At 64.4% G+C, this 17529-nt stretch carries 16 protein-coding genes; 14 read left to right on the forward strand and 2 right to left on the reverse strand.

From position 1 onward, the window contains the following. Positions 1-16 precede the first annotated feature (16 nt). Entirely contained in the window at positions 17-934 is a 918-nt protein-coding gene (locus KIO74_RS02215) for an ABC transporter permease subunit (RefSeq protein ID WP_213330117.1), read from the reverse strand. Positions 935-1968: 1034 nt separating this feature from the next. On the opposite strand from KIO74_RS02215, the gene KIO74_RS02220 reads away from it, so the two are divergent. Further along, positions 1969-2682: a GntR family transcriptional regulator gene (locus tag KIO74_RS02220; protein WP_213330119.1), complete on the forward strand. Its 714-nt coding sequence runs from the start codon at positions 1969-1971 to the stop codon at positions 2680-2682. A gap of 213 nt (positions 2683-2895) precedes the next feature. Next, complete coding sequence (locus tag KIO74_RS02225; RefSeq protein WP_213330122.1) at positions 2896-3366, forward strand: SRPBCC family protein; 471 nt, start codon at positions 2896-2898, stop codon at positions 3364-3366. A gap of 26 nt (positions 3367-3392) precedes the next feature. On the opposite strand, the gene KIO74_RS02230 is transcribed toward KIO74_RS02225, so the two are convergent. Further along, entirely contained in the window at positions 3393-4688 is a 1296-nt protein-coding gene (locus KIO74_RS02230) for an O-antigen ligase family protein (RefSeq protein WP_213330124.1), read from the reverse strand. A gap of 276 nt (positions 4689-4964) precedes the next feature. Between KIO74_RS02230 and KIO74_RS02235 the strand changes: the two genes are divergently transcribed. The 12 genes from KIO74_RS02235 to KIO74_RS32395 all read left to right on the forward strand — a co-directional run bounded on the left by KIO74_RS02235 (position 4965) and on the right by KIO74_RS32395 (position 17485). After that, positions 4965-6164: a glycosyltransferase family 61 protein gene (locus tag KIO74_RS02235; protein ID WP_213330126.1), complete on the forward strand. Its 1200-nt coding sequence runs from the start codon at positions 4965-4967 to the stop codon at positions 6162-6164. A 233-nt stretch (positions 6165-6397) separates the two neighbouring features. Continuing rightward, on the forward strand, positions 6398-6895 hold the full coding sequence (locus KIO74_RS02240) for a (2Fe-2S)-binding protein (protein ID WP_213330128.1): 498 nt from the start codon (positions 6398-6400) through the stop codon (positions 6893-6895). 91 nt (positions 6896-6986) lie between these two features. Beyond that, positions 6987-9347, forward strand: a complete 2361-nt coding sequence (locus tag KIO74_RS02245) for a xanthine dehydrogenase family protein molybdopterin-binding subunit (RefSeq protein WP_213330130.1) — start codon at positions 6987-6989, stop codon at positions 9345-9347. 63 nt (positions 9348-9410) lie between these two features. Continuing rightward, on the forward strand, positions 9411-10220 hold the full coding sequence (locus KIO74_RS02250) for an FAD binding domain-containing protein (protein ID WP_213330132.1): 810 nt from the start codon (positions 9411-9413) through the stop codon (positions 10218-10220). 69 nt (positions 10221-10289) lie between these two features. Next, on the forward strand, positions 10290-11201 hold the full coding sequence (locus KIO74_RS02255) for an AAA family ATPase (protein ID WP_213330134.1): 912 nt from the start codon (positions 10290-10292) through the stop codon (positions 11199-11201). A gap of 134 nt (positions 11202-11335) precedes the next feature. After that, positions 11336-12604 carry a vWA domain-containing protein gene (locus KIO74_RS02260; protein ID WP_213330136.1) on the forward strand — a complete coding sequence of 423 codons (1269 nt, stop codon included), beginning with the start codon at positions 11336-11338 and terminating at the stop codon, positions 12602-12604. Positions 12605-12659: 55 nt separating this feature from the next. Continuing rightward, entirely contained in the window at positions 12660-12983 is a 324-nt protein-coding gene (locus KIO74_RS02265; RefSeq protein WP_213330138.1) for an XdhC family protein, read from the forward strand. Positions 12984-13002: 19 nt separating this feature from the next. Next, a complete protein-coding gene (locus KIO74_RS02270) occupies positions 13003-13701 on the forward strand; it encodes an XdhC family protein (RefSeq protein ID WP_213330140.1) in 699 nt (232 codons plus the stop codon). Further along, entirely contained in the window at positions 13698-14753 is a 1056-nt protein-coding gene (locus tag KIO74_RS02275) for a molybdopterin-binding protein (protein ID WP_213330142.1), read from the forward strand. The genes KIO74_RS02270 and KIO74_RS02275 overlap by 4 nt, the downstream gene beginning before the upstream one ends. Continuing rightward, on the forward strand, positions 14750-15364 hold the full coding sequence (locus KIO74_RS02280) for a nucleotidyltransferase family protein (protein WP_213330144.1): 615 nt from the start codon (positions 14750-14752) through the stop codon (positions 15362-15364). The genes KIO74_RS02275 and KIO74_RS02280 overlap by 4 nt, the downstream gene beginning before the upstream one ends. A 139-nt stretch (positions 15365-15503) precedes the next feature. Further along, positions 15504-16211: an ATP-binding cassette domain-containing protein gene (locus tag KIO74_RS02285; RefSeq protein ID WP_213330146.1), complete on the forward strand. Its 708-nt coding sequence runs from the start codon at positions 15504-15506 to the stop codon at positions 16209-16211. Further along, the gene (locus KIO74_RS32395) at positions 16208-17485 is read left to right on the forward strand and encodes an FtsX-like permease family protein (RefSeq protein ID WP_213330148.1); all 1278 of its coding nucleotides are present in this window, start codon (positions 16208-16210) and stop codon (positions 17483-17485) included. Before KIO74_RS02285 ends, KIO74_RS32395 begins: the two co-directional genes overlap by 4 nt. Positions 17486-17529: the final 44 nt, after the last annotated feature.

The following is a 17529-nucleotide window of genomic DNA, read 5'->3' on the forward strand; positions in this document are numbered from 1 at the left end:
AGTCTCCTCGCGCATCTCAGACTTTCTCGACTTCCGGTCGCCCGAGAATGCCGGACGGCATGAAGATGAGAACGATTGCCAGGATGGAGAACGCCGCGACGTCCTTGTATTCGATCGAGAAATAGGCGGACCACAAGGTCTCCACGAGCCCGATGATCAGACCGCCGAGGACGGCACCCGGTAGCGAGCCGATGCCGCCGAGGACGGCCGCCGTGAACGCCTTGACGCCGGGGACGAAGCCATCCGAGAAGCTCACCACACCATAGTAGAGAAGATACATCGTTCCGGCGACGGCCGCGAGCGCCGCGCCCATCACGAAGGTGAGGGAAATCGTCCGGTCGACATTGATGCCGAGCAATGCCGCCATCTTGCGGTCCTGCTCGCAGGCGCGCTGCGCGCGGCCAAGGGGTGTCTTCTGCACGACATACCAGAATATCGTCAGCAGAACCGCCGTCGCCACCATGATGATGATCTGCTTGTACGCGAGGGTGACGGCATAGCCGTTGTCCTCGAACAAGGTGATGCCGCCATTGACCATGGGCGGGATCGACTTGTTGCGCGCGCCCTGCACGACCTGCACGAAGTTCGAGAGAAATATGGAGACACCGATCGCCGAAATCAGCGGCGCAAGCCGGAACGAGCCGCGCAAAGGACGATAGGCTATGCGCTCGACCGCCCATCCCCACAGCGAAGTCAGTATCATCGCCAGAACCAGCACGATCAGCAGTGCCAGCGCGATTGAGCCGATGCCGAGCCAGCTGGTCAGCAGGATGAAGAAGATCAACGCAATGAAAGCTGAAAGCATAAAGACATCGCCATGAGCAAAGTTGACCATGCCGATGATGCCGAAAACCATCGTGTAGCCGATGGCGATGAGCCCATAAATCGAGCCAAGCGTCAGCCCGTTGATGAGCTGCTGCACAAATACTTCCATATCGCGCCTTTGCCCCCCGTGGCGTCGGGATGCCTATGTCTGTCAGACGGCAATCATGCCGAAACGTATCTCAATACTTACATGACACCGGGCGAAAGACGGTTCCCATCACGCTGAAATGTTCGCATTTTGTATCCTCTGGTATCAATGACAATCGCTTACGTTGATCGTCTTGTCAAAACTATGCCGCGAAACGGCCGGCGCGGAAACTTCGACGTTGGTTGAACGCCAGAGATGCGGGAGGGGGCGCGTATGCCGCTCGGCTCGCTTCCGCCTGGCGAGATCGCCGTCTCCGAAGGATCTCATAGATGTTGCAGACGGCCCTTACGTCGGCGTCCGACGCATTTCGTGATGCAGGCGATGCCCCCGGTAGTCCACCGGAAATACACAGCTTCACCGCACGCTGATAGATCGCTGATGAATGATGGCTACGCCGGAGGAAGGTTCGATTACGGGCTCGATCCGGGGGTGTGGTGTGATTGGCCCGTCTCGGCAAGAATTTGAGATATCAGAGGAAATGGTAGCTCCGTGACACGTTGTCCTGTGCCGTAATTGCTATGAACAAAGTGGTAGCCGCCATTTCGGTCAGGAGCGCTGTCATGATATCCACAGCGGAACTGATCGATGGGCGATGTGCTCATCACCGGTGATCTGTTGAGGCGCGACAGCGGTAAGGACCGCTTTGGCGCGGGCGCGTGTCGCTGTCCGGCCTTCAGCATTTCGCGGCCCATGGTTTCGGCCCTGCATCGGTCATGACGCTTGTCCTGGAATGTGGCCCAGGAGCCTAGCCCGGAGGCCATCGACAGGAGATCTCGATGGGATAAGGCGAAAATTGAAGCGGCCCATGTCGCGCTTGGCTCAACCCCGATCCACGAGATGAGCTTGCGATATCGCATAACGGTCGTCGCTCTGCCTCCCGCGGCGGGCGCGATGCCGTTAGTTATTGATTTTATTTATGTATTTCGAGCGTCGGCCCCGGTTCTTCCTTGAGTGTCCGTTTGGCCGGCTGCCTTTGCAAACGCAGGTCGATTGTTATGTCAATAGTTCCTATGAATCCCGGCCAGGATGATAGATCCAACACCACGGCTGCGGAAGCAGGCACGTCCGCGCCAGACGAGACCCTGGCTGAACGCGCCTATCGCCTCATTGAAGATCAGATCATCAGTCTGGCGCTTCCTCCGGGCATGCGTCTGACCGAGCAGGAACTCGCATCGCGCCTTGAGATTGGCCGTACCCCTGTTCGCGAGGCGTTGCAGCGCCTTGTCAACGACGGTCTCGTCGTCGTTTTTCCGCGCAAGGGCATCGCGGTGTCCGTCGTCAATCCGCTCGATGTCCTGATGGCTCTGGAGGTCCGGACGGTGCTCGAGCGTCTTTTGGCGGGCGGAGCCGCCCGGCGCGTCGGCCCGCAGGCGCGGTCTGAGCTCGCCGCGCTCGCGGAGCAGTTGGCCGCTGCCGCGGAGGCGGGTGATCACGACAGGTTCGTCGAGCTCGATCGGTTCGTTTTCCGCCGCCTGGGCGAAATCGCCTCGAATCCCTTCCTCGTCAGGGCGCTCGCGCCGCTGGAAGCCATGGCGCGGCGCGCGCGTTATTACTTTCTGCGGAATGATGACCTGGCGGAGCCCGCGCGTCTCCATCGTGCCATGATCGAGCACGTGGTGGCCGGCGACAGCGCGGCAGCCGAGGGGGCGTCTGAGGCCCTGATGGATTATCTGCGTGGCGGCATCAAACGGACAGTCGTCGGCATGTAGGCGTCAGAAGGGACCCCTGATGGCCGGTCTCCCGTAGCGATCACCAGCCTTGGAGACGATCGCCGAATGGCGGTTTTCTCTCCCCCATCACCTGCTCTAGGATAGACGCGCTTTTCGCTGTGTTTCTTCACGAGGAACTTTCATAAAGAAATTTGGCGAAGCGTCGCGTTGGGATAGTGTCCGGTTCAAGTGAGTGATGGAGGAGACTGCGCCGTGGCAATGACGATGACGGGCGAGTTTATTCTCGCGGCTGAACCGCAGGCCGTATGGGAAAAACTCAACGATCCCGAAGTGCTGAAGTCCTGCATCGCCGGCTGCGAGGAGCTGGAGCGGACCGATGAAGGAGGCTTTCGCGCCGTCGTGAAGGTCAAGCTCGGCCCAGTCAAGGCCACGTTCAAGGGCAAGGTCACGCTGACCGATCTCGACCCACCTCACGGCTATACGATTGTCGGTGAGGGTGAGGGCGGCGTGGCCGGTTTCGCCAAGGGAAACGCCAAGGTCGGGCTGGCGCCCGTGCCGGAAGGCACCAAGCTCTCCTACGATGTCGAGGCGACCGTCGGTGGCAAGATCGCCCAGCTCGGCGGACGGCTCGTCAATGGTGTCGCCAAGAAATATGCCGATGATTTCTTTACCAGTTTCGCGGCGATCGTCTCGCCCGAGCAGGCTGAGAGCGTGACCGGCTAAAGTAAGCCCGTTTCTACGGGCCGGTTCTAGCGTGTTTCAGCCGCTAGGCCCTCACCGGTGCCCCGAAGGGTCGGCGAGAGCGTGAGGAAGGCCGGCAACCAAAAGAACAGGAAATGCGCGTTCACGAAGGTGAACGCGTCCGACAGGTCGGTGACCATATAGACCAGTGAGAAGACGAGCAGGAAAAGGCTGAGGCGTGCAAGGCGTCCGGCCGGTGACGATGCTTGGCCATTGCCGCGGGTCGCTCCGATGTCCGTCAGGGTTGCGGCCAGTGAATTGATGATCATGGCGAAGAACGCGAGCGCCGCCGGAATGCCGAAATAGAAGGCCGGCCCGAGATAGCCGTTGTGGGGATGTCGGCCGAAGGGGTTCTCGATCTCGGCAGTCGGCCCCGCGCCGAGCCACGGATGCTCCGCGATCGATTGGGCCGCGAGGCTCCAGATATCCATGCGGTAGGATTTCCGGCAGATGTCACCCCCCTGGCCGCAGGCGATATCTTGCAGCGCCGCCTCGTTGAGGACGAGGAGGGCTGGTGCCGCGACCGCCGCGAAGATGGCGAGCGCCGCCACGATTCGGCCCTTGCGGCCCGCTGGCAGGCGCACGGCGATGGCGAGGACGGCGGCCGCCAGAAACGCGGCGACGATGGGGCCACGGCTGAAGGTAAGGACAAAGCCGACCGCGCTGATGGCCGCCGCCGCGAACAGGGCGAGGCGCAGTCGTCCCCGCTCGGCGAGCGCCGCGGTGAGGGCCGTCGCGACGCCGAAGATGAGGGCGCCGGCGCTGAAGATGGCGCCATTCGCGCGGCCATAAAGATGCAGACGCACGAACGTCGGCCATTCGATCACCACCTGCCCGATGATGGCGAGGACGGTGGCTCCCGCCAGCACGAAGGCGGCGACGAGGAGCAGGCGCCTGGGAAAGTCCGGGTCACGGCGCAGGGCGGTCAGCACCACCACACCGAAGGTGAGAATGGCGAGCGCGTTGCCGGCCGCCTGCCAGGCTTTGCTGGACGACCCCGTGCCGCGAAACAGCACGCCCACCACCTCCCATGCAACGATGCCAAGAATCAGCAGCGCCGCGAGCCTTGGCCGCGGATCCCCCAGAAACATCCGCCGCATGGCGCTGTCCGTGGCGAGGATCACGATGCCGGCCGCGATCAGTCCGACGAAGACCGCGAGCCAGAAGATGTGAAGCGGCACGAGCGTGATGGCGACGATGGTCGCATAGACAAGGGTGGAGGCGAAGCGATCGCGACTGAGGGCATCGCTCCGGGTGAGCCACTGGGCCTTGGTGAGCCATTCGGCGGCCGATGGTGCGGACATGGATTCCTCGGGTTCGTCACAAAGCGACGGGACAACGGTCAACCCATCGTTCAACCGCAGGCAGCTATGGCAATGCCGAGGGCCGCGGTCAACGTGGCATCGAGCGCTGGCTGAGCCGCGCGCTCGCCATGCCTTGCCGCTCGCCATGTCCTGCCGCTCGCCATGTCCTGCCGCTCGCCACGCCTTGCTGGTTGCCGCGCGCTTTCCTATAAGGACGCCCGCGCGCGTCCGCAGCCGGCGATGTCGCATTGAGAATAACGACCAGGAGCCTGCTCGATGGGGCGTCGCCGTTCCCGCCTCGCCCTTGCGATGGATCTGAAGCCCAAGGCCTTCGCGCTGTTCGAGCGGCTGTCGCGGATCAATCGCCGCTCGCCGCTGCATCTCGGCTTCTTCCCGGATATCCGGCCCTATCCCGACCGCTTCGTCCAGGTGTTCCAGAATGACCGCTACCGGATGCGGCTGGCGTCCGCGCCCTACGTGGATGTCCTGCCTGAGCTGGCTATCGACAACTGGGACGTGAAACTCCCGAGCTTCTCGGAGGCCGATGAGACGATCATCCGTCGCTTCGTCGGTATCCTGCGGGATGCGATCGTGCCCGGCCACACCTTGACCCCGGTGGATGCCGAAAGCCTCGCGCAGCTCGCGCTGGACGAGAGCCGGCTCGCCAACTGGAATTTCGCCTATCCGGCGCCCATCCTGCTCAAACGCCGTGTTGTCGAGGGGCTGGGGATCGTGTTGCCGCCTTATCCGCACTACGGCCATCTGCTGCTCGACGTGCTGATGCCGATCGCTCACGCCCTGCGGCTCGGGGCGGGCGAGGGGCGAAAACTCACCATCATCACCAAAGTCCATCGCATTCCGCTCATCAATGCTTTCGTAAGCGGTCTCAGGAAGCTCGGCCATACCGTCGAGGTCATGGAACTGACAGCTTTCGAGCATGCGGTGGTTCCCGAGCTCCTGCTCACCCGTTCGTTATGTCGCAATGTCGAGCGCGCCTACGGGCTGCACGAATCGCTGCCTTATCTGCGTTCCATATTCGAGGCGGCGTACGGCCCAGTCTCGGTGCCGGCATCGCCTCTCGTCTATTTTTCGCGCGGTCAATCGCGATTACGACGCCTCATCAATGAAGACGAGCTTCGCCATGGGCTTGTCGCACGGGGCTTCTCGGTCTTCGAGGCGGGGTGGGGCAACCATCCCCAGCAGATAGCCACGTTCTCGCAGGCATCTGTGCTGGTCGGCGTGCATGGGGCGGGTCTGGCCAATGTGGCGTGGATGCAGCCGGGCGCGCATCTCGTCGAGATCTTCCCATCGACCTTCCGCAAGACGACCGGCCTGCATTGGGCGGCCGAGCACGATCTGGGCTACGATTTCTTCCTCGCCTCCGCCGAAGGCGCGATGCAGAGCTTCAGTATCGATTGCGCGGCCTTCTTCGCGAAACTCGACGCCATTGTGACGCGATCGCATCTACGACCTTAGTCGTAGCAATACCCGCAGCCGCGAAAAATCGCTCAAAACGGCGCTTTTTCGGGCTCGATGATGTGATCGCCGCGCCGAGAAGCGGCCTTGACCTACATTTTTATGATTCTAGACTGCATGAGGTCCTTTCGGGCCAACTGCGGAGGCACTGCACGGTCAGGCTGCGGCACCTCCGCCAACAGCTCACGAAGGGCCCAGGCAAGTGCCCCGGCCAGCCAGCGAGGGAGCCCACCATGACCACCGTGTCCATGACGGTGAACGGCAAGTCCGTATCCGCCGACGTCGAGCCTCGTACCCTTCTCGTTCAGTTTCTCCGCGAGCATCTGCGGCTCACGGGTACGCATGTCGGCTGCGATACCAGCCAATGCGGGGCTTGTGTCGTGCATCTCGACGGACAGGCTGTCAAAAGCTGCACCACGCTGGCGTTGTCCTGTGACGGCGCCTCCGTGCTCACCATCGAGGGGCTTGCCGCTGACGGAGCGCTGCATCCCATGCAGGAGGCTTTCCGCGAGCACCATGGCCTGCAGTGCGGGTTCTGCACGCCCGGCATGATCATGTCGGCGGTCGATATCGTCGCCCGCTGCGGCCATCACCTGGATGAGCAGACCATCCGCGAGGAGCTCGAAGGCAATATCTGCCGCTGTACGGGCTACCACAACATCGTCAAGGCGATCGCCGCCGGTGCCGAAGCCATGGAAAGTTCCGCGCCGATGAAGCACGCCGCCGAATAGCGCCTTCGCTGCAAAAGGCCGGCGGACGGCGGAAGACCAGAATCGGCAGGGGATATCAGGGAGAAGGCGCCGGTAGGCGCGGGAGGCTGAGATGAACGCCACAGGTATCGGCGCCGCGGTACGCCGCAAGGAAGACCAGCGTTTCATCACCGGGAAGGGGCAGTATACAGACGATATCAATCGCGCCGGGCAGGCTTATGCCGTCTTTGTGCGTTCGCCGCATGCCCATGCCGAGATCCGTGGCATCGACACGTCGGCTGCCATGGCGATGCCGGGCGTGGTTGCCGTGCTGACGGGCGCAGACCTCGAAGCTGACAAGATCGGCGGGCTGATCTGCGGCTGGATGATTCACTCCAAGGACGGCAGCCCGATGAAGGCGGGCGCCCACCCGGCCCTGGCACAGGGCAAGGTGCGTTACGTCGGAGACCATGTCGCCGTGGTCATCGCCGAGACCGCCCTTCAGGCCCGCGACGCCGCCGAAGCGGTGAGTGTGGACTACCAGGAATTGCCGGCCGTCGTCGATCCCGCCAAGGCCAATGGCGCGGCGGCCCTCCACGATGTCGCGCCCGACAATACGGTGTTCTCCTGGCCGCTTGGCGACAAGGCGGCGACCGAAGCCGCCTTCGCGAAGGCGGCCCATGTCACGCGGCTCGATTTTACCAACAACCGCCTCGTGCCCAATGCCATCGAGCCCCGCGCGGCCGTCGGCGACTATGATGCCGGCACGGGCACCTTCACGCTCTATACCACGAGCCAGAATCCGCATGTCGCCCGGCTCGTGCTGTCGGCTTTCATCGGCATCGCGCCGGAGAACAAGCTCAGGGTCATCGCGCCCGATGTCGGCGGCGGATTTGGCTCGAAGATCTTCATCTATGCGGAGGAAACAGTCTGTGTCTGGGCTGCCAAGCGTGTTGGCAGGCCGGTGAAATGGACGGCGGACCGCACCGAGGCGTTCCTCGCGGATGCCCATGGGCGCGACCATGTCACCCGCGCCGAACTCGCCCTCGATGCCAAGGGCAAGATCCTCGGCCTGCGCGTCCACACGACGGCCAATCTTGGTGCCTATCTCTCGACCTTCTCGTCGTCGGTGCCGACTTATCTCTACGCGCCGCTGCTCTCGGGACAGTATGATATTCCGGCGATCTACGCCGAGGTGGACGGGGTTTACACCAATACGGCGCCTGTCGATGCCTATCGCGGCGCCGGGCGGCCCGAGGCGACCTTCGTCGTCGAGCGGTTGGTCGAGGTCGCGGCGCGCGAGATCGGGTCGGACCCGGTGTCCTTCCGCAGAAAGAACTTCGTCGCCAACTTCCCGCACCAGACACCGGTCATCATGAACTATGACGTCGGCGACTATCCGGCGGCGATGGACAAGGCGCTGGAGCTCGCCGACTACAAGGGCTTCGGCCGCCGCAAGCGGGAGAGCGCGAAGGCCGGCAAGCTGCGTGGGCTTGGGTTCTCGGCCTATATCGAGGCCTGCGGGATCGCTCCCTCCCAGGCGGTCGGCTCGCTGGGGGCCGGCGTCGGCCTGTGGGAATCGGCGGAAGTGCGAGTCAATCCAACGGGATCCGTCGAAGTCCTCACCGGATCTCACAGCCACGGGCAGGGGCATGAGACAACTTTCGCCCAGTTGGTCTCGGACCGGCTCGGCATCGGCATCGAGCAGGTGAGCGTCGTCCACGGCGACACCGACAAGGTGCAGTTCGGAATGGGCACCTACGGTTCGCGCTCCGGCGCGGTCGGCATGTCGGCCATCGTCAAGGCGCTTGACAAGGTCATTGCCAAGGGCCGCAAGGTGGCGGCCTATGTGCTCGAGGCTTCCGAGAGCGACATCGAATTCAAGGACGGCCGCTTCACCGTGGCAGGCACGGATAAGGGGCTGGCTTTCGGCGAGGTGGCCTTGCAGGCCTATATCGCACACAAATTCTCGGGGCAGGAGCTGGAGCCGGGCCTCAAGGAAGGCGCTTTCTACGACCCGACCAACTTCACCTTCCCGGCGGGCGTCCATATCTGCGAGCTGGAGATCGATCCTGATACCGGCGTCACGAGGATCGACCGCTGGACGGCGGTGGACGACTTCGGGACCGTCATCAACCCGATGATCGTCGAAGGGCAGGTGCATGGTGGCATTGCCCAGGGGGTCGGCCAGGCGCTGTTCGAAGGCGCGCATTATGATGATCAAGGTCAGCTCGTTACCGCGAGCTTCATGGACTACACGATGCCCCGCGCCGATGATCTGCCGTCCTATACGGTGGGCATGACGGTAACGCCCTGTCCCTCGAACCCCCTCGGTATCAAGGGCTGCGGCGAGGCCGGCGCCATCGCCGCGCCGCCGGCCGTCATCAATGCCATCACGGACGCGCTCGGCCACGAGCATGTCGCCATGCCGGCGACCCCACAGGAGATCTGGCGGGCGTTGCAGCGCACGCCGACGCGCATCGCGGCGGAATAGCCTTCATTCGGGAGGCCGGACGCTCATGCGGGCCTCACCCGTTTCCCGGTGGGAGAGACAGACATGTACGCTTTTGACTATCATCGCCCCGACAGCCTGCGCAAAGCCGTCAATCTCGCCACCAAGGTCGAGGACGCCAAGTTCCTCGCCGGCGGGCATACGTTGCTGCCGACGATGAAGCAGCGGCTGGCCTCGCCGTCGGCGCTCATCGATCTCAACATGGTCACGGAGCTCGCGGGGATCGAACTGCGCGGACGAACGGTCGTGATCGGCGCGATGACGCGCCATGCGTCCGTCGAGCAGTCACCGGAGCTTCAGCAGGCACTGCCGGCGCTGGCCGAACTCGCCCATGTGATCGGTGATCCGCAAGTGCGTCATCGCGGCACCATTGGTGGTTCCATCGCCAATAACGATCCAGCGGCCGATTACCCGGCGGCCTGCCTCGCGCTCGGCGCGACCATCGTGACGACGAAGCGCAAACTGACGGCCGATGAGTTCTTCACCGGCCTGTTCGAGACGGCTCTGGAGGACGGCGAGATCATCACCAAGGTGATCTTTCCGGTCGTCAACCGCGCGGCCTATGAGAAGTTCCGCAACCCGGCCTCCCGCTATGCGCTCGCCGGCGTTTTCGTCGCCAAGCGCGGGAGTGATATTCGCGTTGCGGTCACGGGGGCGGGTGAGAACGGCGTCTTCAGGCTTCCGGAATTCGAGGCCGCCTTGAAGGCGCGTTTCTCGCCGAAGTCCATCGAGGGCCTGAAGGTCTCGCCCGATGGCCTGATTGGCGATATCCATGCGGATCCGGCCTATCGTGCTCAGCTGGTGGCGGTGATGGCGCGTCGCGCGGTGGCCAAGGCGGCGGCGCGCGCGTCTTGACGGCGCCGCGTTGACCTGAGACGGCTAGACAGCCGGACCCGGTTCCAGGGCCGCGGCTGGAGTGACCGCATGACATCCTTGCCGCCTTCCATCGATGAAACGCTCGCGCTTCTTGGCAGCGCGGGCTATGTCGCCGATAGACCGCTCGCGACGGTGCTGTTCCTCGCCTTGCGCATGGGCCGGCCGCTGTTTCTCGAAGGCGAGGCCGGCGTTGGCAAGACCGAGATTGCCAAGGTGCTGGCGGGCGCGCTTGGCCGGCGCCTTATCCGGCTGCAATGCTACGAGGGCCTCGATATCGCCTCGGCCGTCTACGAGTGGAACTATGCCGCGCAAATGATGGCGATCCGCCTCGGCGAGGCGGCGGGTGAAACGGATCGGGAGCGGCTTGAGGCGGACGTGTTTTCCGAGCGCTATCTGCTAAAGCGGCCGCTTCTGCAGGCGCTGGAACCCGATACTGCCGGGCCGCCCGTGCTGCTGATCGACGAGCTGGACCGCACCGACGAGGCGTTCGAAGCCTTTCTTCTGGAGGTACTTTCGGATTTCCAGGTGACCGTGCCGGAATTCGGCACGATCCGAGCCGATAATCCGCCTGTCGTCCTGATCACCTCCAATCGCACACGCGAGGTGCATGACGCCCTCAAGCGCCGCTGCCTCTATCATTGGGTCGATTATCCCGACGCCGAGCGCGAGCTTGCCATCGTCAAGGCGCGCCTCCCGAATGCTCCGGCCGAGCTGACGCGCGAGATCGTCGCCTTCGTCCAGGCCATTCGCAAGGAGGAGCTGTTCAAGGTGCCGGGTGTCGCGGAGACGCTCGACTGGGCGTCGGCCCTGGTCGAGCTCGACGCTGTCGCGCTCGACCCGGCCGTCGTGTCGGATACCCTCGGCGTTCTCCTGAAATACCAGGATGATATCCAGAAGATGCAAGGCTCGGCCGTGAAGGCGATGCTCGACGCTGTGCAGGCTGAGCTGAAGGCCGCGTGAGCGAGATTTATTTCCTGTCATGGCCGGGCTTGTCCCGGCCATCACGATCGGAAAGACGCATCGATGGCAGTCTTCTCCGTCTGTTGACCAGGATGCGGCGGTGTCTCGATGCGGATTTGAACACGTGATGAAATATGGCGCGAGTTGATGATCGGGATGGTCGGGACAAGCCCGGCCATGACGAAGAGAGGGGTGCTGAGCACTCCGCCCATGGCGGCCATCTCGCTGACAACATCACCTATTTCGCGCGGGCGTTGCGCACGGCGGGCCTGCCCGTCGGTCCGGGGGCCGTGATCGACGCGATCGGCGCCGTGGAGGCGGCCCATGTCGGCACGCGCGAGGACTTCTACTGGACGCTCCACGCCATCTTCGTGAAGAAGCACGAGCAGACGGTGATTTTCGACCAGGCGTTCCGCTTGTTCTGGCGCCGTCGCGCGCTTGTCGAAAAATTGATCGCCGCGCTATCGCCGATTGCGCCGGGCGATGAGAAGTCTGAGGACAAGCCGAAGCCCGGCGCGGAGCGGGTGGCGAGCGCCTTTCCCACCGGCACACGCGAGCCTCCGCGGCCGAAGCGTGAGCTCGAATTGTCGGCCCAGTTCACGATGTCGGATCGCGAGCGGCTTGCGAGCCGTGATTTCGCGCAGATGTCGGCGGCGGAGATCGCCGAGACCAAGCAGCTTATCGCGCGGCTCGTGCTTCCGCAGGACAAGGTGGCGACGCGCCGCTGGCGCGCTGATCATCGCGGCCGGCGTATCGATGCCCGTGCGAGCTTCCGACGCGCGCTGGCCACCGGCGGGCATTTCGTCGATCTCGCATGGCGGCAGCGTGACGAACGTCATCCCCCGATCGTCGCGCTGGTCGATATATCGGGCTCGATGACCGACTACAGCCGCCTTTTCCTGCAGTTTCTGCACGCGCTTGGCGAGCGGCGGCCCGTGTCGAGCTTCGTTTTCGGCACGCGTCTCACCAATATCACCCGGGCGCTGGCGCGGCGCGATCCTGACGAGGCGCTCGCCAGTGCCTCCCTTCTGGTGAAGGATTGGGAGGGTGGTACGCGTGTTGCCGCTTCGCTTGCCCAGTTCAATCGCCAGTGGTCACGGCGGGTGCTGGCGCAAGGCGCGATTGTGCTGATGTTCACCGATGGCTTGGAGCGGGAGGTGACGCCGGAGCTCGGCGCGGCGATGGACCGTCTTCATCGTTCCTGCCGACGGCTCATCTGGCTCAACCCGCTTCTGCGCTATGACGGCTTTCAGGCCAAGGCGGGGGGCATCCGCGCCATGCTGCCGCATGTCGACGAATTCAGGACCATGCATAACCTCAATGCCATGACGGCGCTGGTCCAGGCGTTGTCGGCCCGAGGGGGCGCGGCCGACCCGCGCCGGTGGTTGCTGCCGGCCGCGTGAGCTACGATATATCCGAGCAAGCATTTGTCTTGCTGACAACAACGGGGGTACCACGATGCTCGCGACCGACAATCAGATCCTGAACGAGGCCGAGGCCTGGAAGCGTGCCGGTCGCGAGGTCGCCGTCGCCACCGTCGTCGAAACCTGGGGATCGGCGCCCCGGCCGGTTGGCAGCCATCTCGTCATCGATGGCGAGGGCAATTTTCTTGGCTCGGTATCCGGCGGCTGCGTGGAGGGCGAAGTCATCACGCAGGCGCTCGATGTCATCGCCGAGGCCACTCCCCGCATGCTTGAATTCGGTGTCGCCGATGAGACGGCATGGCGCGCGGGGCTTTCCTGCGGCGGCCGCATCCGCGTTTTCGTCGAGCCTTTGATCTGACTAACCGAGAGGCGACCCGATGAAGCTCGAACATCTCGCTGCGCTCAATGCCGAGCGAGCGGCCCGTAGGGCTGCCGTCCTGGTGACGCCCCTGGAATCCGGCGAACAGCGCTTGGTGAAGGCGGCGGAGGTGGCGAGCGACCCTCTTGCGGAGGCGATTGTCGAGCGGCTGCGGCTCGGCAAGAGCGGCGTGGTCGAGACGGACAGCGGCGGCTATTTCCTCACGGTGCAGGTTCCCCCGGTCAGGCTCGTCGTGACGGGGGCCGTGCATATCAGCCAGGCACTGGCGCCCATGGCGCGGCTCCTCGATCTCGATATCACGGTCATCGACCCGCGCACGGCTTTCGCATCGCCGGAGCGTTTCCCCGACGTGCGGCTTCTGGCCCAGTGGCCTGAGGAGGTGCTCAAGGAGACGCCGTTCGATCGCTACACAGCCTTCGCCGCGCTGACCCATGACCCCAAGATCGATGATCCCGCGCTTGTCGCGGCGCTGAGGAGCGATGCCTTCTACGTGGGCGCTCTCGGCTCGCGCAAGACCCACGCCAAGCGGCTTGAGCGCCTGAGAGCGCTAGGCTTTTCCGATGCGGATGTCGCGCGCATCAAGGCGCCGATAGGTTTACCGATCGGCGCGGTCAGTCCGGCCGAGATCGCGCTCGCCGTTCTGGGTGAGGTCGTGGCTGCGCTGCGGCTTGACGCCTCACGGGGGCACGCGTCGTGAAATTTGGCCCGGTGAGCCTTCAGGAAGCGGAAGGCGCCATCGTCGCGCATTCCCTGCGCCTACCCGAGCGGGTCATCAAGAAGGGCCATCGTCTCGTTGCGACGGATATTGCCGATTTACGGGCCGCGGGCATTGCCTCGCTCACCGTAGCCCGCCTGGAGCGGGACGACGTACCGGAGGACGAGGCCGCGGCCACCCTCGCTGAAGCAGTAGCGGGACCGGGCGTCAGGGTCGAGGCGCCGTTCACAGGGCGCTCGAATCTTTATGCGACGGCCCCCGGCGTGCTTGTCGTCGATGGCCCGGCGATCGACGCCGTCAACGCCGTCGATGAGACCGTGACCATGGCGACGCTCCCAGCCTACAGGCCCGTCGCCGCAGGCGATATGGTCGGCACGGTCAAGATCATTCCCTATGCGGTCGCCGGCGCGGTCCTCGCGCAAACGCTGGAACTGGCCGCGCAGGGATCGGCGCTCTTGCAGGTCACGCCTTACCGGCTGCGGCGTGTGGCGGTTATCTCGACGCGCCTTCCATCCATCAAGGAAAGTACGATCGACAAGACCCTGAAGGTCTTGCGCCAGCGCCTCGCGCCGACGGGCGCGACCGTGATCGCGGATATGCGGGTGGACCACACAGCTGACGCCCTGGCGGCGGCCATCGCTTCTGTGGACAGCGCGGAAGCCGATCTTCTCGTCATCTTCGGCGCCTCGGCGGTGGCTGACCGGCGGGATGTGGTGCCGGCGGCGCTCGAGGCGGTTGGCGGCGAAATCCTGCACCTCGGCATGCCGGTTGATCCCGGCAATCTGCTGCTTCTGGGCGAACGGGCGGGCCGGCCTGTCATCGGCGCGCCCGGTTGCGCGCGTTCGCCTCGGGAAAACGGCTTCGACTGGATTCTGCATCGGCTGCTCGCCGGCCTTGCCGTGACCCGCGCCGACATCACCCGGCTCGGTGTCGGCGGGCTTCTCATGGAGATCCGCTCGCGTCCGCAACCCCGCGAGGGTGGCGAACCGGAGCTGGATGCCAACGGCCATGACGGCCAGGGAGAGGAGCCGTGAGCCGGGTTGCCGCGATCGTTTTGGCGGCGGGCCGCTCGACGCGGATGGGGGCTGTCAACAAGCTCACCACCGCTCTTGGCGGCAGGCCGCTGGTCGCCCATGCGGTGCGGGCGGCTCTCGGCTCCAAGGCGCGTCCCGTCGTCGTCGTGACGGGGCACGAGGCTCAAGCCGTGAAGGAGGCCCTGACCGGCCTGCCGATCACATCGGTCCATAATGCTGCCTATGCGACGGGGCTAGCCTCGTCGCTGCAAACCGGTATCGCGGCGCTTCCCGCCGACGTGGACGGCGCGCTTATCCTCCTTGGCGACATGCCGGCTGTGTCCGCATCGCTGCTCGATCGTCTGATCGATGCCTTCGCTCATTTCTCTGACCCTGCGCATCCCTATGCGGCTGTGGTGCCGACCCTTGAGGGACAATGGGGCAACCCGGTGCTGCTGGCGCGCCGGCTGTTTTCGCCGGTCATGCAACTCGCGGGTGATGAGGGTGCGCGCCGGCTCCTTGCCCGGGAACGGGTGCTCGAAATCGCCGTGGATGATCCTTCCATCGTCGCGGACGTCGATACGCCGGATGCGCTCGCCGACATCGCCCGCAATTTTCCGCCGGCTCTTTAAGAAAAAAGCGCGTCTACCTCCGAAAATGGCACATGACGCGATTGTGATCCATCTCGACGAAAGGTGGCCATTCATGCCATAGAAATAGGCATGCAGGGCGAGCTCGTTCGCCCGTCGCCGCTCACTGAAGTATCTGGCCATGCTGGCATTAGACCTCGCCGACGTTACGGTCTCCTATCGCGATCGTGGGAACCCTGAACTCTCCGTCGCCCGCCTGCAGCTCGCGCGCGGAGAAACGATGGCCGTGACGGGGCGGGCCGATATCGGCAAGCGCGCATTGCACAATGTGATCGCGGGATTGGAGAGGCCGACGACAGGCCGGGTGCTTTGGGGCGAGGTCGATATCGCGGCGCTCGCCACGCCCAAGCGCGATCTCTGGCGCGCGCGCCATATGGGGCTCATGTCCCGCGAAACCAATCTCTTTCCCGGGCTCAGCATCATGGACAATGTGTTGCTGCCGACAGTGCTCGGCCGCAACACGGGCTTCGGATTTTGGCGTGGCCCGGCGGTCCTGCGCGAGCGGGCCACCATGTTGATCGAGCGGGCTGGCCTGACAGAGCCTGGCAGGCTGGTCGATGATCTCGACCGGAACGAGAGGCGGGGGGTGGCGCTCGCGCGTATGCTGCTCAAACGCCCGGACATTCTTCTCGTGGACGATCCGACCGGTGACCTCGCGCCGCGGGCGGCTGAGGCTATCGGCGACAGTCTTCTGGCGCTTGCCCGCGAGGAGCGCGTCACGCTCGTCGCCTTTACCGATGACGAGCGGCTGATCGGCTGTATGGATCATGTCGTCCCGCTCCGCGCGGGACGCATTCTCTCCGAGGGCTGCGTGGAGATGGCATCGTGATAGCCCTCAAGCTGATCGCGGCCGATCTTCGCCGCATGTGGCTTGCCACAATCATTCTGGTGCTGCTGATCGCCGTAGCGACAGCGCTGGTGCTGGCGCTGCGCATCGGCGAGCGCGCCCTCGTGCAGGCGACCGGCCGGGCGGCGGAGCGGTTCGATATCATCGTCGGGGCGCCGGGAAGTGAGGTCGATCTGACCCTGTCGAGCCTCTTGTTGCGCCGCGAGCCGCTTGCGGGTCTGCATCCGCAAATCGTCGAGCAACTCCTTGCCGACAAGCGTGCGACATCCGTCGCGCCGCTCATTTTCGGCGAGCGCTTCCGTGGCATGCCGATCATCGGAACGACGGCGGCCTTCGCGACGGATGGCGGCCGGATCAAGCTGGCGGCCGGCCGGATTTTCATGGCGCCGGGCGAGGCGGTCGTCGGGGCGCGGTCTCCTGTGGGACCGAATGAGCTCGTGACATTGTCACCGGATGACCGGCGGCGCGGGCCGGGCGTCAAGGGCCTGAACAGCTATACCATCGTCGGGCGGCTGAATTGGACGGGTACGCCCTGGGATCGCGCCGTGCTGGTGCCGTTGGAGAGCTTTTGGCAGAAGCGCGACGTCGGCCCGTGGTCACCCGACGAGGATGTCATCGGCGAGGCTCCGCCCAGGCTGGTGATGACGACCGCAGGTGAGGGGAGCGCGCGGGTCGGTGCGCTGGCGCCTCCACCTTCCCTGCAACCGTGGACCCGGCCTCTCCGCAATGTGGGGGCGGTTGCCCTGCGCGCCAGGTCACCCGCCGACGCGCAAAGCCTCAAGGAGAGCTACAACAGTGATGTGGCGATGGCTATTCTCCCGAAAGAGGAGATCGAGGCGCTGCGCGGTACATTCGCCAATCTGCAGGCGGCGTTGAATATCATCGCGCTCGGTGGCCTTGGAAGCGTCGCGGTCGCTATCGTGCTGGTGGCGATCAGCCATCTCGACCATCGCCGCGGACAGATCTCGGCTTATCGCACACTCGGGGTCTCAAGCGCTTCGATCTTTCGGCTGGTTTGGGCGCAGCTCGTCACGATCGTGGCGTTCGGACTTTGCCTTGGCGTGGTGCTCGGCTATGTCGCCGCTTTGCTCCTGGGTGATTTCTTCACGCTTTCTACCGCGCTCGTGCTGCCCGTCAGCTTGCAGATGGCCGATGCGCCGCTTCTGACCACGCTGGCGCTTGGCGGCGCCGTGCTTGCGGCTATTCCCGCATTGATCGCGGCCCGCCGACCAATCATCGCCGCGCCGCGACTTTAATCGACGCAAACCGACGCACCGCTCACACTATGGCGGACGCTCTG

The organism is Chelatococcus sp. HY11 (assembly GCF_018398335.1).
Classification (GTDB): domain Bacteria; phylum Pseudomonadota; class Alphaproteobacteria; order Rhizobiales; family Beijerinckiaceae; genus Chelatococcus.

Coding starts and splice junctions, on each gene's coding strand:
- KIO74_RS02260 (WP_213330136.1), top strand. CDS start 11,336: ATGGCGCGAGTTGATGATCGGGATGGTCGGGACAAGCCCGGCCATGAC.
- KIO74_RS02215 (WP_213330117.1), bottom strand. CDS start 934: ATGGAAGTATTTGTGCAGCAGCTCATCAACGGGCTGACGCTTGGCTCG.
- KIO74_RS02265 (WP_213330138.1), top strand. CDS start 12,660: ATGCTCGCGACCGACAATCAGATCCTGAACGAGGCCGAGGCCTGGAAG.
- KIO74_RS02255 (WP_213330134.1), top strand. CDS start 10,290: ATGACATCCTTGCCGCCTTCCATCGATGAAACGCTCGCGCTTCTTGGC.
- KIO74_RS02250 (WP_213330132.1), top strand. CDS start 9,411: ATGTACGCTTTTGACTATCATCGCCCCGACAGCCTGCGCAAAGCCGTC.
- KIO74_RS02235 (WP_213330126.1), top strand. CDS start 4,965: ATGGGGCGTCGCCGTTCCCGCCTCGCCCTTGCGATGGATCTGAAGCCC.
- KIO74_RS02270 (WP_213330140.1), top strand. CDS start 13,003: ATGAAGCTCGAACATCTCGCTGCGCTCAATGCCGAGCGAGCGGCCCGT.
- KIO74_RS02285 (WP_213330146.1), top strand. CDS start 15,504: ATGCTGGCATTAGACCTCGCCGACGTTACGGTCTCCTATCGCGATCGT.
- KIO74_RS02240 (WP_213330128.1), top strand. CDS start 6,398: ATGACCACCGTGTCCATGACGGTGAACGGCAAGTCCGTATCCGCCGAC.
- KIO74_RS02230 (WP_213330124.1), bottom strand. CDS start 4,688: ATGTCCGCACCATCGGCCGCCGAATGGCTCACCAAGGCCCAGTGGCTC.
- KIO74_RS02245 (WP_213330130.1), top strand. CDS start 6,987: ATGAACGCCACAGGTATCGGCGCCGCGGTACGCCGCAAGGAAGACCAG.
- KIO74_RS02220 (WP_213330119.1), top strand. CDS start 1,969: ATGTCAATAGTTCCTATGAATCCCGGCCAGGATGATAGATCCAACACC.